Here is a 15,931-nt window from a genome sequence, read left to right on the forward strand (position 1 = left end):
CAGGAAATGACTCAAAAGTGGCTAGCCATAGTCCCCAAACATTAGTAAACTTAAGAGTACATAAACAATAAATTCCCTATCCGCATAGGTACTCGAATGCGCATTCATCCTCTCACCCGCGGCGTGGCAGCTGTCTTGATGTTTGCTTTACCAGCCCTGCCCGCTATGGCCGCACGTTTTGAACTGCAAGTTGGACGTAGCTACATGGATAACTACGGCACCAACGCGGCATTCGGCGAAGTGATCTTCGATGCGAACCAGATCGGCAGCAGCAATTTCACCTGGGCGCCCGACGTCACCGCTGGCTGGATCGAAGGTCGCGATCTTGCGCGCTACAACCACTACCGTTACACCACGCGCGACGATATCGGCTTGGTTTCAGGCGGTGTGCGCTTCCACTACGGGCCGGCCGGTTCGTGGTATCAGCCGTTGTTCTTGAGCTTCCAGCCGACCGTGCACACAGGTCGCACCGAGGCGCTTAGCAGTGTGTATGAGTTCGCCACCACGGTCGGCTACCAGGGCAATCATTGGAGCGTCGAGGTGCGTCACATCTCCAACGGCGGCTTCCACGAACCCAATCGCGGCGAAACGATGGCGCTGGTCGGCATCGCGTTCTGATTCGAGCTTTCTGCTTCACTCAAAACAACGGCCCCGATGGGGCCGTTGTTATTTGCGAAGCTGCCAACGTTTCAGTGTCCACCACCGCCGGCGCCGGCTTTGGCCGCAAACGGCGGCTTTGCCATCCAGATCACCACGATCAGGGACAGGAAGATCCAGCCCAGCATGTGGAAGACTTCATTGAAAGAAATCTGGAGACCTTGCAGCGTGATGGTTTGGTTCAACACGGCAACTGCCGCCTGCGAATTACCTGTCTGCGCTATCGCTTGTTGCACGTCGGGATTGTAAGGCGTGATCTGCTCAGTCAAATGCGCGTGATGCAGGATGCCGCGATGCTGCCACAGGAAGGTGGTGAGCGATGCGGCGAAACTGGCGCCCATAGTGCGGAGGAACGTGGCCAGGCCACCGCCCGCGGCGATTTCATGAGGCTGCAGGTCCGACAACAGGATCGTGGTGACCGGCATGAAGAAGAACGCCACGCCAAGACCTTGCAGCAGCTGCACCAGGGCAACATGTTCGAAGTCGATTCCGATATAGAAATTCGAGCGCAGGAAGCAGGTCACGCCCATCACCACGAAGGCACCGCTGGTCAGTAGACGCAGATCGAATCGTGTCGCGTATTTGCCCACCATGAAGGTAAGCAACACCGGTATCACGCCCAGCGGCGCCGTCGCCAAACCTGCCCAGGTCGCGGTGTAGCCCAGATTCAGCTGCAACCATTGCGGCACGAGCAGGCCAATGGCGAAGAACGCCGCGTACGCCAACACCAGCGCAATCGTGCCCATGCGGAAGTTGCGGTGCCGGAACAGTTTGAGATCCACGATCGGATCTTTGTCGGTCAACTCCCAGATCAGGAAGATCAGGATCGCGATGGCCGAGACGATCGAGGTGATCACGATGAACGTGGAGTTGAACCAGTCCTCGTCATTGCCCTTGTCCAGCACCACCTGCAGCGCGCCGACGCCGATGACCAGGGTGATCAAACCCACATAGTCGATTTTCGGCATCTGGGTGACCACTTCGCGCAGACGCATCTGATTGGCCACCACCATGCTGGCAAAAATGCCGATCGGCACGTTGATGAAGAAGATCCACGGCCAGGAATAATTGTCGGTAATCCAGCCGCCGAGGATGGGGCCGGCGATCGGCGCCACCACGGTCACCATCGCCAACAACGCGAGCGCCATGCTTCGTTTGGCGGGTGGATAGATCGAGATCAGCAACGCCTGCGTGATCGGATACATCGGACCGGCCACCGCGCCCTGCAGGGCACGGAAACCGATCAGCATGCCCATGCTTTGAGCGATGCCACATAAAAACGAGGCCATCGAAAACAGAATGGTCGCCCACACGAACAACTTCACCTCGCCGAAGCGACGGGTGAGGAAGCCGGTGAGCGGCAGCGCGATGGCGTTGCTCACCGCGAAAGAGGTGATCACCCAGGTGCTCTGATCCTGACTCACGCCGAGGTTGCCGGCGATGGTCGGCAGCGACACGTTGGCGATCGTGGTGTCCAGCACCTGCATGAACGTGGCCAGCGACAGACCGATCGTCGCAAGAACCAGGTTGGGTGGACGGAAGTGGGTGCTCATGAGATCCGGATCTAGATGATGATGCGCTGCAAACGTTGCCGTGATGAGGAATGTGCTGCGGGCCTGCTAAAGCGCTCATCCATGCGCCCGTGACCCGCTTGCTCATCCCTAGCCCATCAATGCTGTCCCGCCATGTTCGCGTGAATGATCTGCTCGATCTGCTGGTCGGCGTTGACCAATTGCTGCTGATAGACGTCGGTGCTGAAACGCGCTTCGGTGCGCGGCGTCTGCGACAGCGCCGGGCCGTTCTGATCGTGCAGGTTCACTACGGTATCGAGCGACATGCCGATGCGCAGCGGATACTTATCGAACTGTGTCGGATCGGTGAACACGACGCGCACCGGAATACGCTGCACGATCTTGATCCAGTTGCCGGTGGCGTTCTGCGCCGGCAGCAGCGAGAACGCGCTACCCGTGCCTACGCCCAGGCTCTCCACCTGGCCCTTGTACTTCACCGAGCTGCCATAGACGTCGGAGGAAATTTCCACCGACTGGCCGATGCGCATATGGGTGAGCTGCGTTTCCTTGAAGTTGGCATCTATCCACACCTCGTGCAGCGGCACGACCGCCATCAACGCTGCGCCCGGCTGCACGCGCTGGCCCACCTGCACCGTGCGCTTGGCCACGTAGCCGGTCACCGGCGCGACCATCACGGTGCGCACATCGTCAAGATACGCGGCGCGGTACTGCGCGGCGGCAGCTTTCACATCGGGGTGCGAGGCAACGATGGTGTCGTCCACCAGCACCTTGTTCGTCTGCAGTTGCTGCTCGGAGGTCGTCAACGCACTCTGCGCGGCGGTCAACGCATCCAGCGCATGCGACAACTCTTCCGAGGAGATCGCACCGCTCTTGGCCAGATCACGGCGGCGGTTGTAGTCGGCTTGCGCCTTTTGCAACGCTACCTTCTCCACGGCGACCTGCGCTTGCGCACCGGTCACGGTGCTGTACAGGCCGCGCACTTTGCGCACGGTGTTGGCGAGATTCGCGGCGGCACTCTGCAGTCCGACATCGGCGTCCGACTTGTCGAGCTTCACCATCACGTCGCCCTGCTTCACCAGGTCGCCGTCATCGGCACCGATGCTGATGACGGTACCGGCGATGCGTGGCGTGATCTGCACGATGTTGCCATTGACGTAAGCGTCGTCGGTACTTTCGTACCAGCGGCCTTCAAGGAAGTACCACACCGTCCATGCGATGACGGCGAGCACGATGACGACGGCGAGCAAACGCAGCAGGAAGCTGCGCCGGTTGTTGGCCGGAGGCGCCTGCACAACCGAGCTGTCGGCGGTATTGGGATTCGGGCTGGACATGGGGCTGCCTCAGGAACGATTGGAATTATTGGAAGAAAGTTCAGCATCGGCCTGCGGACGGAAGCCGCCGCCGAGTGCCTGGATCAGTTGTACGTTGAGATCCGTTTGTTGCGCATGCAGCGTGGCCATGCGCTGCTCGGCCGCCAGCAGTTCCTGACGCACGCTGAGTGCTTCCAGGTAACTGCCGATGCCCGATTTGTAACGCTGCTCGGAGAGTTTCCATGCATCGCTGGCAGCATCGAGCGCGCGTTGCTGCGCGTCGATCTGTTGCTTCACGGAATTCAGCGCATCGTAGTCGTCGGACACTTCGTTCACTGCCGACACCAGCGTCTGGTTGTACTGCGCGACGGCCATGTCGTACTGTGCATCCTTGCCGCTGAGGTTCGCGCGGCGGCGGCCGCCGTCGAAGATCGGCAGGCTGATCGCCGGCGCCACTTCGTAGAAGCGGTTCGGCAGCTTGAAGAGATTGCCGCCACCCAAGCCGACCAGGCCGACCATCGCGCCGATATTCACGTTCGGCAGGAACTCGGTCTTGGCCGACTTGATGTCTTTGCTCGCAGCTTCGACACGCCAGCGCGCTGCAACCAGATCGGCTCGATGACCGACCAGCTCCACCGGCACATCGGTCGGCACAGTCAACGCAGTCGGCGTCAGCAATTGCGGCCGGCCGATATCCAACCCGCGATCCGGGCCCTTGCCGAGCAGTACAGACAAGGCCGAACGCGCAGCGTCGATGGAGCGATCGGCCAGCGCCGTCTGCCCTTCCGCGCTGGCGACTTCCGAATCGCTCTGCTTAAGCTGTATTTGGTTGTCGATACCGGCGGCGACACGCTGACGCGTCAAATCGCGCGCTTCGGTGGCGCGCTTTAGTTCGGCCGTAGCCACGTCCTGTTGCACATAGGCGTAGCCCAGTTGCACATAAGCGCGCGCAATATTGGTCGATAGCTCGATGCGCGCGGCCTGTGCATCCACCTCTGCCGCACGGAGCTGGCCCAGCGCAGCTTCCCAAGCAGCGCGCTGACCGCCCCACAAATCCAGATCCCACTTGAAGCTGCCATACACATATTTGGCCGCCGCCACGTGTCCGGTACCGAGTACCGGGATGGACGTGGGAATACGTGCTTCGGCCACGCTGGCGCCCACACCGACGCTCGGCTCACGCGCTGCGTCGGCCGAACCGGCTTCGGCTTGCGCTGCGCGCGCGCGCGCATCGGCGACAGCGAGGCTCGGGTTATCGTGCAGCGCTTCGGCGATCAACGCATTGAGCTGGGGATCGCCCAGGCCGGTCCACCAATCGTCCTTCGGCCAAGCCGCATCGGACACCTGCACGTTCGCCAAGCTGCGTTCGGCCTTGAGCGAAGACGGATCGATCGAGCTACCGTTCGGATGAATGCCGCCGCTGCTAGCGCAGCCAGCAAGCGCGAGTGTCAGTCCGACCGCAGCCGCAAGAATATGCAGACGCATGGCTTTCAAGTCTCGAAGTAAAGGGGTATGTCAGTTTTTGTCGCGGAGCGCGTGCAACACGCGCCCCAGGTAGTCGTGCAGGTGCTTGCTTTCGGTTTCGGTCAAGGAACGCTGGGCTGCTTGTAAGACGCGCTCGTTACAGCCGGTCAGTTGCTGCCATAACTCGGTGCCGGCGTCGGTGAGCTCGATGCGCAAGGCGCGGCGATCTTGCTCGTGCGGGCGGCGACGTAAATAACCCTTGCCTTCCAGTTGGTCGAGCTGGCGTGTCATGGCGCCACCATCCAGTTCCACGGCGCGAGCGAGCTCGGTTGCCGACATCGGGCCCAGCAAGGCGAGCCGCTTGAGAATAAGGAACTGGGTGAAGCGCAGATCCAGGCCCTTGGCGGCGATTTCCGCTTCCAGAGAGCGCACCAACTCCGCACGGACCAGGCCGAGCAACACGCCAAGACTCTCCTGGCTGGTAGGGGTAATGAAGGGGCCGGTATTCATGGGAGCCCTATTCTATTGCTCCCGAAATATTTGTCAAGGCAAATATAGTTTACGCACCTATTGTTTCAGCAAATGGTCAGCCCTGCGCTATCGCTGGGGCATGGCGGTCAGTTCGGCCAGTTCGTCGCCCAGCCAGGTGCGCAGGGCCGGGTCGCGCAATTCGAACAGTTCGAACACACCCAACGCCCGCAACGCGGGCAGCTGCGCCAGCAACCGGGGTTCCATGGCCTGGCGTAAGGCCTCCGGCGTGGCGGGGTCGAGCATCTGATGGGCGCAGGCGACGAAGGTCTCCAGCGGGGACTTGGACACTTCGGATTTCAGGGTAAGCAACTGGATCGGAGACATGGGGGAATCCTTTGAATCAGCGTCGCTATGGGGCTCTGAATGAGCTTCTTACTTACTAGACGAATGGTCTCGCTCTAAATGGACGAACAAACCGCTCGGGTTGTGACATGGGACAAGCGCACGCGAGCACCGGCCAGGTGTCGGGTGGAGAACCGCGGGCGGCGGCAGCGGCATGGGGAACCCGGCGTAACGGCCAGGTACCGGAAAGCTTAGGCAAATCCCGTGTCAACCTGATAACGTTATTTGGTCAAATAGTGTCGAGAACCGGCCATGCCGCGATCCAAGCAAGAGTTCTACGACTTCATCGAGACCACCGACGGCCCCCCCGTTATTGCGTACTGGAATGAAGGCGAAGCGACCAGCGAGTACAGCCAGGAGACCCAGCAATACGACTGGCACAGCCATCTGCGTGGACAGTTTTGGTGCGTCGAAAGCGGCCTGGTCCATGTACACACCGCACGCGGTTCGTGGCTGCTGCCGCCGCATCGCGCGGGCTGGATGCCGCCGGGTGAAATGCACACCGTCACCATCAGCGGCGTGATGAGCGGCTGGGGCGTTTTCCTGACGCCGGAGATCAGCAGCTGCTTGCCGGCGCACCCCTGCGTGATCGGCGTGAGCTCGCTGATGCGCGAACTGGTGCATCGCGCCAGCTCCTGGACCTGGAACGCAAAACTGGACGACCAGCAAGAACGCGTCATGGCCGTGCTACTGGACGAAATGCGCGACGCCACCCACGAGCCACTGCACTTGCCGATGCCGATCGATCGGCGACTGCTTCGCATCGCCCACGCCGTGCTGGAACGCCCGCAGGATAACCGCGGCCTGGAGGAGTGGGCTGCGTGGGCAGGCCTGTCTCCGCGCAGCCTCAGCCGATTGTTCCGCGCCGAAACCGCACTGAGTTTTGCGCAATGGCGCCAGCAGGCGCGGCTCAGCCGGGGGCTCGAGCAGCTCGCCGACGGCATGCCGGTGGCTGCAGTGGCCGATGGGCTGGGTTATGCCAGCACCAGCGCCTTTATCGCGATGTTCCGGCGCAGCTTCGGTCATTCGCCGGCACGCTACTTCGGGCAACGGGCTGCCTGATCGGTGGGGCGTCTCGCCCCGTGAGACAACTGCACCCGAGGATGTAAAACCGCGGCTAGCCAGGGCAGGCCTTTACCGCGCCGCAACCGGGCCCTATGTATGATCGACGAACCGTTCCCGCGCCCAAGCGGGCCATCGACGATGCCTCTGCACGATTTCCATCCCGCCGTTGCCGCGTGGTTTGAGGCCACGTTCCCCGCGCCAACCACCGCGCAATCCGCCGCATGGCCGGCGATTCGCTCGGGCAAACACACGCTGGTGGCCGCGCCGACCGGCTCAGGCAAAACGCTGACTGCCTTCCTCGCCGCCATCGACGCGCTGGTGCAGGAAAGCGTCGCGCGCGGCGGCACGCTGCCGGACGAAACGCGTGTGGTGTATGTGTCGCCGCTGAAGGCGTTGTCGAACGACATCCACATCAATCTCGAAGCGCCGCTGGAAGGCATTCGCACGGAACTGCAAACGCTCGGCCTGCCCGACGCGCCGATCCGCACCGCCGTGCGCACCGGCGACACGCCGCAAGCCGAGCGCAACCTGATGCGCAAGGCGCCGCCGCACATTCTGGTCACCACGCCGGAATCGCTGTACGTGCTGATGGGCTCGCTGTCCGGGCGCGAGATGCTTAAAAGCGTACGCAGCGTAATCGTCGATGAAATTCACGCGGTCGCGGCCAGCAAGCGCGGTGCGCATCTGTCGCTGACGCTCGAACGCCTCGAGGCCTTGTGTCAGCGGCCGTTGTTGCGCATCGGTCTTTCGGCGACGCAGAAACCGATCGAAGAAGTCGCGCGATTCCTGGTAGGGCAGGGCACCGGTATTGCTCCCTCTCCCCTCCGGGGCACGCGGGGAGGGCACATGGATGTGCCCGGCTTTGAGGAGCGAGGAGAGGGTCGGGGTGAGGGGCCAACCTCGCGAGAAACTCCTTCCAAAGCGCACCCCACGACAGCAGACCTCTTCGCGAGCCCCAACCCCTCACCCAACCCTCTCCCCAAAGGGGAGAGGGCTATAGCGAAGGAGCAAGGCTGCACCATCATCGACGTCGGCCACACCCGCAACCGCGATCTCGCCATCGAAGTGCCACCCGTACCGCTGGAAGCGGTGATGTCCAACGACACCTGGGAGCTGGTCTACAACCGCATCACGCAGTTGGTAGAAGAACACCGCACCACGCTCATATTCGTCAACACACGACGCATGGCCGAACGTGTAGCACGGCATCTGTCCGAACGCCTGGGCCATGAAGCCGTCGCCGCGCATCACGGCAGTCTGGCGAAGGAGCAGCGGCTGGATGCCGAGCAGCGCTTGAAGCGTGGCGATCTGAAGGTGCTGATCGCCACTGCATCGCTGGAGCTGGGCATCGATATCGGCGATGTGGATCTGGTCTGTCAGCTTTCGTCGCCACGCTCCATTGCAGCGTTCTTGCAGCGTGCCGGCCGCTCCGGGCACGCGGTGATCGGCACGCCGAAAGCGCGGCTTTTTCCCACCAGCCGCGACGACCTGATCGAATGCGCCGCGTTGCTCGACTGTGTGCGCCGTGGCGAACTCGACACACTGGTTCAGCCGCCGCAACCACTCGATGTATTGGCCCAGCAGATCGTCGCTGAAGTGGCTTGTGCGGAATGGGACGAGGATGCGCTATTCGCGCTGATACGTCGCGCCTATCCCTATCGCACGCTGCCGCGCGAACAGTTCAATGCGATCGTGCGCATGTTAGCCGAAGGTTTCACCACGCGGCGCGGTGCGCGTGCCGCCTATGTGCATCGCGATGCCGTGCATCACGAACTGCGCGCACGTCGCGGCGCGCGACTCACTGCCGTGACATCCGGCGGCACCATTCCCGATACCGCCGACTATCTGGTGGTACTGGAACCGCAAGCCACGATCGTCGGTACCGTCAATGAAGACTTCGCGATCGAAAGCATGGCCGGCGATATCTTCCAGCTCGGCAACACCAGCTATCGCATCCAGCGCGTGGAGCGCGACCGCCTGCGCGTCGAGGATGCGCATGGCGCGCCGCCAAGCATTCCGTTCTGGCTGGGCGAAGCGCCCGGTCGCAGCAAGGAATTGTCGCTGGGCGTCTCGCGGTTGCGCGAAGAGATTGTTGCCCGCATCGACGCCATCGGCGTGCAAGCGGCCTTCGACTGGCTGCGCGATACCCTGGTGCTAAGCGAATCTGCCTCGCAGCAGATCGTGGAATACCTGGCCAAGGCGAAAGCCGCGCTCGGCGTCATGCCCACGCAATCCACGCTGGTATTCGAGCGTTTCTTCGACGAATCCGGCGGCACCCAGCTGGTGATCCACACGCCGTGGGGCAGCCGCATCAATCGCGCCTGGGGCTTGGCGCTGCGCAAGCGCTTCTGCCGCCAGTTCAACTTCGAGCTGCAAGCGGCGGCGACCGAGAACGCCATCGTGCTGTCGCTCTCCACCAGTCACAGCTTCCCACTGGAAGAAGTGTCGCGTTACCTGCACAGCAGCAGCGCGGAACACGTGCTGATACAAGCACTGCTCGATGCTCCGCTGTTCCCGGTGCGCTGGCGCTGGAACGCCGTCACCGCGCTGGCCTTGCCGCGTTACGCAGGTGGTAAGAAAGTGCCCGCGCCGTTGCAACGCATGAAAAGCGAAGACCTGCTCGCGGCTGTGTTTCCCGATCAGGTCGCGTGCCAGGAGAACATCGTCGGCGAGCGGCAAATCCCCGATCACCCGCTGGTCAACCAGACCATGCACGACTGCCTGCGCGAAGCGATGGACGTGGATGGCCTGCTAAACATTCTGAAAGGGCTGGAATCCGGCGCGATCACCGTGGTGGCCCGCGATCTCACCGCGCCCAGTCCGCTCGCCAGCGAAGTACTCAACGCCGCACCGTATGCCTTCCTCGACGACGCACCGCTGGAAGAGCGCCGCACACGTGCTGTGCAAACGCGCCACTGGAACGGTATCGAAGACACCGACGATCTGGCCAAGCTCGATCCTGAAGCGATCGCCGCCGTGCGTGCCGAAGCATGGCCCGAAGTGCGTAGCGCGGATGAAATGCACGAGGCGCTCAATGTGCTCGGCTTTGTTACGGCGCGCGAAGCTGACGTCAACGCCGGCTGGCCGGATCAGTTGCACAAGCTTGCCATCGCGCACCGCGCCACATGCTTTGTACCATTAGCCGTGCTCGACGGACACGACAACGGAATTTGGATCTGCGCCGAAAAACTGCCGTTATGGCAGGCGGTGCATGACAACGCATCGATGCAGCCACCCATCGCCGCACCCGCCGAATTCGCCGCGCAAACGTGGACACGCGAAGACGCCTTGCTCGAACTGGTCCGCAGCCGGCTCACCGGCCTAGGCCCTGCCACCGTAGCCTCACTAGCCGCATCACTCAGCGTGGAAACCGCCGACATCGACCTTGCACTCATCCGCCTGCAATCGGAAGGGTATGTGATGCAAGGCCGCTTCACTCCCAACGCTGTCGACACCGAATGGTGCGAACGTCATCTGCTCGCGCGTATTCATCGCTACACCATCGGTCGCCTGCGCCGCGAAATCGAACCGGTGAGTCGGCGCGACCTGATGCGCTTCCTGCTGGAGTGGCAACACATCACACCCAACACCCGACTGAGCGGCCCCGATGCGCTCGGTGCCGTGCTCAGTCAGCTCGAAGGCTACGAAGCCGCCGCCGGCGCCTGGGAAAGCGAACTGCTTGCCGCGCGTATTGAGGACTATTCCAGCCGCTGGCTCGACGAACTCTGCCGCGCCGGCCGCATCGGCTGGAACCGCTTGCGCAGCGGTGGCGGCAGCGGCGGCCCGGTGCGTGCCACGCCCATCGTGCTGCTGCCGCGTCGCCAGCTTGGCATCTGGACGTCCATGGCCGATCGCAATCAGGAGCAAGAACTGCTGTTGTCTTCGCGCGCACAAGCCGTCGTCGACGCACTCACCACACAGGGCGCGCTGTTCTTCGACGAACTGCTCGATGCCGCACGCCTGCTGCGCACTGAACTGGAAGACGCCCTCGGCGAACTCGTCTCCGCCGGACGCGTGACCGCCGACAGCTTCGCCGGCTTGCGCGCGCTGCTTACACCCGCCGCCAAACGCGAATCACCCCGACATCGCCGCGCGCGCCGCCACGCGCTAAGCGAAATCGAAGACGCAGGACGCTGGTCAATGGTGCGCGCCAGCACACAAGCGGCGGGCGAAGGGCAGGCGGACACCATCGAACACATCGCACGCACCCTGCTGCGGCGCTACGGCGTGGTGTTCTGGAAACTGCTGGAACGCGAAGCCCCATGGCTACCATCGTGGCGCGAATTGCTGCGCGTATATCACCGACTGGAAGCACGGGGCGAAATTCGCGGCGGCCGCTTCGTAGATGGCCTGGTGGGCGAACAATTCGCGCTGCCCGAAGCCATCGGCCAACTGCGCAGCGTGCGGCAACGCCCGCCGGAGCAACTACGCATCTGCCTCAGCGGCAGCGATCCCCTGAACCTGGTCGGCACCGTGCTAGCCGGCGATCGACTGCCCGCGCTGGCCGGAACGCGCGTGCTGTACGAAGACGGCGTACCCGTGGCCGCACTGGTCGCCAACAAGCCGCAATGGTTGATCGAAAGCGATCTCGCCCAACAGCGACGCTGGTTCAACGCCTTGCTGCGTCGTCCGGAACCGGATGGCACTAGCGATGTAAGTTACGTGCGCCGATAGTTCGACGTGCGTAAGACAAACGCCAACGACAGGCCCCATCGTGGCGTCCCGGGTGCGGCATAGCAGTTCGTGCACCGCGCGCCACTTTATTTAGGCCTTAACTAGCGGAGGTCACTAAATGAACTTCCCAGCCACGATCAAACTGCCAAGCGCGTTTCTCCCGCTAGCAATGTCAATCGCCGCCATTGTCGTGGTGCTTGGTGACGTCGCTCTATTCGGTGTTCCCCACGACGTCGACGAGGGTGCTGCTGCTCATCTTTGGCAGTTGCTCGTCGCCGGGCAGATACCATTAGTCGCGTACTTCGCAATCAGATGGCTACCGCGGACTCCGCGGTCTGCTTTGCCAGTATTGGCGCTTCAAGTTATCGCTGTCCTCGCCGCGCTTGCGCCCGTCTACTTTCTCCATCTGTAACTGGAGCATTCGTATGAAGTCGCCGCTTCCTTCCGCACAAGAATATTCGGCACGGACTGTCTGAAGAGGGCAAAAAATGATTCTTGGTGCTCATGTCATTGTCTATAGCAAGAACGCCGATGCGGATCGGGCGTTTTTGCGAGATGTCCTGGGGTTCAAATCCGTAGACGCCGGTCATGGCTGGCTGATCTTTGCGCTGCCGCCGGCGGAAGTCGCAGTGCACCCGTCCGATGAGAATGACGTGCATGAGCTTTATCTCATGTGCGACGATCTGAAAGCCGAAATAGCGTCACTTACAAGAAAGAATGTCGAATGCTCCGAAGTGCAGGAGGCACGATGGGGTTCGATCACGAAGATTCGGCTTCCGGGTGGAGGCGAGGTCGGGCTTTATCAGCCGAAGCACCCTACGGCCTTGGGCTTGAACTGAGAAAGCTATGCATTACTCCCGCCTTTGCGCAGTACTCATCGATTGCAACACGCCCGATATCGACAAGGCCGCCAGCTTCTGGGCCGACGCATTGGGGCGCGCGATCGACGTCGACCATCCGGGTACTCGCGGCAATTACCGGATGCTGGATACGCCAGAGGACGAAGCTATCGTTCAAATTCAGCGCGTTGAACACGAGAGCAGGGTTCATATAGATATCGAGACCGATGACATCCCGGCCGAGGTGGCCCGCTTGGAGAAGTTAGGTGCTCGTGTAGTGAATCGCCTAGAGCGTTGGGTCGTGATGCAGGCGCCCACGGGGCAACGGTTCTGTGTGGTTCGAGTACAGCGTCCGGGATTCCCCAAGAATGCCAACCGTTGGGACTAACGTCTGTTGTGGCGGATTGGTAGGATCAACGCCTGTTCATTTGGAAGTACGGTGTTCACTCATGCAAGAAGCCATCGTTCTTTCCTCAACGCTTACTTGTCCGGTCTGCGGTCACTGCAAGACCGAAACGATGCCTACCGACGCGTGTATCTATTTTTACGAGTGTGAGCATTGCAAAGAACTGCTTAGCCCACTGGTCGGTCACTGCTGTGTGTTTTGTTCTTATGGCAGCATCAAGTGCCCTCCGGTCCAGGCTGCAGGTTCGACAGCGGGTTGTTGCGGCTAACTAATTGTCCAAGCGGGCGCGTCTGCGCCGCTTAACTCAGGCGTTGGGCACCATGACCGTTTCAGACATTGTGTTGCGGCAAGCGGACAGCCCGGAACTTGTCGCTATCGCTAGGCAACTCTTCGATGAGTACGCCACTGCCATCGCCACAGATCTTGAATACCAGGGCTTTTCGGCGGAGCTCGCGAGGCTGCCCGCACCCTATGTGCCATCACGAGGCGCGCTACTTATCGCGTTTATCGGTACAGAGGTAGCAGGTTGCGTCGCCATGCGACCTCTTGATAGCGACATCGCCGAAATGAAGCGTTTGTACATCCGTGCGGCTCATCGCGGCCTGGGTTTGGGCAAGCAGCTGGTCGAGGCCGTGATTCAAGCCGCTCAACAAGCCGGGTACCATGAGCTTCGCCTGGATACGCTTCCCAGCATGGCATCGGCGCAAGCGCTTTATCGGCAGCTCGGATTCGTTGAGATTCCACCGTACAACAGCGCACATTTGCCCGGCACTCGCTTTTATTCACTCAAGCTGGCCACCTGACAATTCGTAGAAGCCGATGCCATCTTGTGGCGCGACTTTGCTCAAGTGTTAGACAGCATCCATCAACTTGGGGGAGATCGATGAAAGCATCTACTTTCCTTCGCATTGCATCCGCCATCGCCTTCTTGTTTGCTATCGGCCATACAATGGGTGTGCCATGGACACCCGCTACCGACGCACCGGAGAGCGCCCTCCTCGCATCGATGAAATCTCTTCATTTCCCGGTGATGGGCACGGACCGAAGCTACTGGGATTTCTACGTTGGCTTCGGCGTGAGCATTAGCGTTTACCTGTTCACACAGGCCATTGTGCTTTGGCAGATGGCCAGCCTGGCCAGATCGGACGCGAAGCGCGTTCGCCCGCTGATTGTCACGTTCTTCGTTTCCTATCTTGCTATGGGCGCGATTACGTTGAGATATTTTTTTGTGGTCCCGATCGTTCTGACCGTTGCCATGTGTATTTGCCTTGCATTGGCATGTTTGTCGGCATGGCGGCGTGATGCCGGCATGTAGCAATGCGGGATATGCTGTCGCCTGACCAACGTCAGCGACGCACGATTCATAGGGGGTCCTCCGTGAACGCCACTTCTTCAGGTATTCCAGCCGTACCGACACCAGCACCGGTCTGGGCGGCAACGATGCGCCGGTTTACCGACTACCTGGTCGGCGATTTCCTTGGTGGACCGCGGCCGTGGACGTTGGCCTGGGTGATCAATTTTCAGAAGGCCGGTACGTTTTTCTTCCTCGGCCTGCTCATTTGGTATTACCACAACACCTCCACCGCAGCCTGGATCTATCTCGCCATGCACGGTAGCTATGGTCTGGTGTGGATTCTCAAGGACGTCGCGTTTCCCGATCCGGGCTGGCAGAAAAAGGTCACGATCGGTGGCGGTATCAACGCCTTTGTGGGTGTGCTCGGCTGGTACTGGGTGTTTGGCTGGCTGCTGATTTCGCGCACCGTGCAGCCGCATTACCCATTGCCGGACTACGCGTGGTATTGCCTTTGCATCAGCCTATGCATGCTTGGCAGCGTGATCATGATCGCTGCCGATGCGCAGAAGTATTTCACCCTGCGGGTGAAGCGTGGCCTGATCACGGATGGCATGCATCGTTACATCCGCCACCCGAATTATCTGGGTGAAATGATGATCTACGGCAGCTTTGCATTGATGGTTTGGCATTGGCTGCCAGTGTTGGTGCTGGCCTGGGTTTGGCTGGGGCTGTTCGCCGTGAACATGGTCATGAAGGAAGCCAGCATGTCGCGGTACCCGGAGTGGGCCGCGTATAAGAAGCGCAGCTGGTGGCTGGTTCCGGGCGTTCTCTGATTGATCTATCGGCATAACCATTCTTTCGCTTAGTAGCGCGTACCCTGCGTTGCTCATGCGTCGGCATGCGCGTTGAGGAGACCGTGCGATGAAAGCATCCGTGTTTGTCGGAATCAGCGTCGACGGGTTTATGGCCAGAGCCGATGGCGCCCTCGACTTTCTGCCGCCGGGCGGAGGCGAACCGCATGGCTATGACGCTTTCATGGCATCGGTAGATGCGTTGGTCATCGGCCGCAAGACCTATGAGACCGTGCTGGGCTTTGATGCGTGGCCCTACGGGGAAAAGCCCGTGTTTGTACTCAGCAGTCATGCGCTTGCGCCGCCGCCTGCTGGCGCTGTCATGGAGCGTATGTCAGGAGCACCGAAAGACATCGCATCGGCGCTTGCAGCCCGAGGCATTCGACACATCTACGTGGATGGTGGCATCACCATTCAAGGGTTTTTAGAAGCGGGACTTATTCAGCGACTGATTATCACCCGCGTACCGGTGCTCATTGGCACCGGGATTCCACTCTTTGGCGCAACGGCGCGCGACATCGTGCTTAAACATATTGGAACGCGCCAATACGCCAGCGGGCTTGTGCAAAGCGAGTATGAAGTGATCGTCTGAACTAATCGCTGTGATCGGCGATATGGATCAGCAAACCGTCGCGCTCCCGGAATTCGCTGCGACCGTTCATCACGATGCTTTGCCCCGCCCGCACGCCATTGGGAAGATCGATGGCGAACGTGCCTTCGAACAGAATCTGCACATGGGCTGTGCCAACTGCCTCGCTATAACCGGTAATGGTTTGGCGGCGTGCTGAAAACAGATGTCGCGAGCTCTCAGCCAGATGGCGAAGTTCGTCGATGCCTATGGTGCGAACGGTCAGCGTGCCACCGGCGTAGTTTTCGAAGATGACCTCGCGATGCATCGTTGTCAGCATGGCGGCGACGTCCATGCGGTTGTAAGCGTCGATGTAGCGGTCGATCAGGGCACGCATA

At 61.0% G+C, this 15,931-nt stretch carries 16 protein-coding genes; 10 read left to right on the forward strand and 6 right to left on the reverse strand.

Going from position 1 to position 15,931, the window contains the following annotated elements; translation table 11 throughout:
- The first annotated feature begins 96 nt into the window (after positions 1–96).
- Positions 97–618 carry an acyloxyacyl hydrolase gene (locus QQL64_RS00935; RefSeq protein ID WP_284395143.1) on the forward strand — a complete coding sequence of 174 codons (522 nt, stop codon included), beginning with the start codon at positions 97–99 and terminating at the stop codon, positions 616–618.
- Positions 619–689: 71 nt separating this feature from the next.
- On the opposite strand, the gene QQL64_RS00940 is transcribed toward QQL64_RS00935, so the two are convergent.
- The 5 genes from QQL64_RS00940 to QQL64_RS00960 form a co-directional block, all read right to left on the reverse strand.
- Positions 690–2,210, reverse strand: a complete 1,521-nt coding sequence (locus tag QQL64_RS00940; protein ID WP_284395144.1) for a DHA2 family efflux MFS transporter permease subunit — start codon at positions 2,208–2,210, stop codon at positions 690–692.
- 116 nt (positions 2,211–2,326) lie between these two features.
- Complete coding sequence (locus QQL64_RS00945) at positions 2,327–3,520, reverse strand: HlyD/EmrA/EmrK family protein (RefSeq protein ID WP_284395145.1); 1,194 nt, start codon at positions 3,518–3,520, stop codon at positions 2,327–2,329.
- 9 nt (positions 3,521–3,529) lie between these two features.
- Positions 3,530–4,984, reverse strand: a complete 1,455-nt coding sequence (locus QQL64_RS00950) for an efflux transporter outer membrane subunit (RefSeq protein WP_284395146.1) — start codon at positions 4,982–4,984, stop codon at positions 3,530–3,532.
- 30 nt (positions 4,985–5,014) lie between these two features.
- On the reverse strand, positions 5,015–5,473 hold the full coding sequence (locus QQL64_RS00955) for a MarR family winged helix-turn-helix transcriptional regulator (protein ID WP_284395147.1): 459 nt from the start codon (positions 5,471–5,473) through the stop codon (positions 5,015–5,017).
- A gap of 87 nt (positions 5,474–5,560) precedes the next feature.
- Positions 5,561–5,818 (reverse strand): hypothetical protein, encoded by a 258-nt coding sequence (locus QQL64_RS00960; RefSeq protein ID WP_284395148.1) that lies wholly within the window; start codon positions 5,816–5,818, stop codon positions 5,561–5,563.
- A gap of 270 nt (positions 5,819–6,088) precedes the next feature.
- On the opposite strand from QQL64_RS00960, the gene QQL64_RS00965 reads away from it, so the two are divergent.
- The 9 genes from QQL64_RS00965 to QQL64_RS01005 all read left to right on the forward strand — a co-directional run bounded on the left by QQL64_RS00965 (position 6,089) and on the right by QQL64_RS01005 (position 15,557).
- Complete coding sequence (locus tag QQL64_RS00965) at positions 6,089–6,898, forward strand: AraC family transcriptional regulator (protein WP_284395149.1); 810 nt, start codon at positions 6,089–6,091, stop codon at positions 6,896–6,898.
- Positions 6,899–7,039: 141 nt separating this feature from the next.
- Positions 7,040–11,575, forward strand: a complete 4,536-nt coding sequence (locus QQL64_RS00970) for a DEAD/DEAH box helicase (RefSeq protein ID WP_284395311.1) — start codon at positions 7,040–7,042, stop codon at positions 11,573–11,575.
- 488 nt (positions 11,576–12,063) lie between these two features.
- Positions 12,064–12,414 carry a VOC family protein gene (locus QQL64_RS00975; protein WP_284395150.1) on the forward strand — a complete coding sequence of 117 codons (351 nt, stop codon included), beginning with the start codon at positions 12,064–12,066 and terminating at the stop codon, positions 12,412–12,414.
- A gap of 7 nt (positions 12,415–12,421) precedes the next feature.
- Entirely contained in the window at positions 12,422–12,802 is a 381-nt protein-coding gene (locus QQL64_RS00980; RefSeq protein WP_284395151.1) for a VOC family protein, read from the forward strand.
- Between the two features lie 61 nt (positions 12,803–12,863).
- Entirely contained in the window at positions 12,864–13,088 is a 225-nt protein-coding gene (locus QQL64_RS00985) for a GDCCVxC domain-containing (seleno)protein (protein WP_284395152.1), read from the forward strand.
- A gap of 52 nt (positions 13,089–13,140) precedes the next feature.
- On the forward strand, positions 13,141–13,623 hold the full coding sequence (locus tag QQL64_RS00990) for a GNAT family N-acetyltransferase (RefSeq protein ID WP_284395153.1): 483 nt from the start codon (positions 13,141–13,143) through the stop codon (positions 13,621–13,623).
- A gap of 80 nt (positions 13,624–13,703) precedes the next feature.
- Positions 13,704–14,135: an LIC_13387 family protein gene (locus QQL64_RS00995; RefSeq protein WP_284395154.1), complete on the forward strand. Its 432-nt coding sequence runs from the start codon at positions 13,704–13,706 to the stop codon at positions 14,133–14,135.
- A gap of 62 nt (positions 14,136–14,197) precedes the next feature.
- A complete protein-coding gene (locus QQL64_RS01000; RefSeq protein ID WP_284395155.1) occupies positions 14,198–14,947 on the forward strand; it encodes a methyltransferase family protein in 750 nt (249 codons plus the stop codon).
- A gap of 88 nt (positions 14,948–15,035) precedes the next feature.
- On the forward strand, positions 15,036–15,557 hold the full coding sequence (locus tag QQL64_RS01005) for a dihydrofolate reductase family protein (RefSeq protein ID WP_284395156.1): 522 nt from the start codon (positions 15,036–15,038) through the stop codon (positions 15,555–15,557).
- A gap of 1 nt (position 15,558) precedes the next feature.
- Here the strand turns inward: QQL64_RS01005 and QQL64_RS01010 are convergent, their stop codons facing one another.
- Entirely contained in the window at positions 15,559–15,930 is a 372-nt protein-coding gene (locus QQL64_RS01010) for a nuclear transport factor 2 family protein (RefSeq protein ID WP_284395157.1), read from the reverse strand.
- Position 15,931: the final 1 nt, after the last annotated feature.

The organism is Dyella lipolytica, from assembly GCF_030160075.1.
In the GTDB taxonomy this organism is placed as follows: domain Bacteria; phylum Pseudomonadota; class Gammaproteobacteria; order Xanthomonadales; family Rhodanobacteraceae; genus Dyella_B; species Dyella_B lipolytica.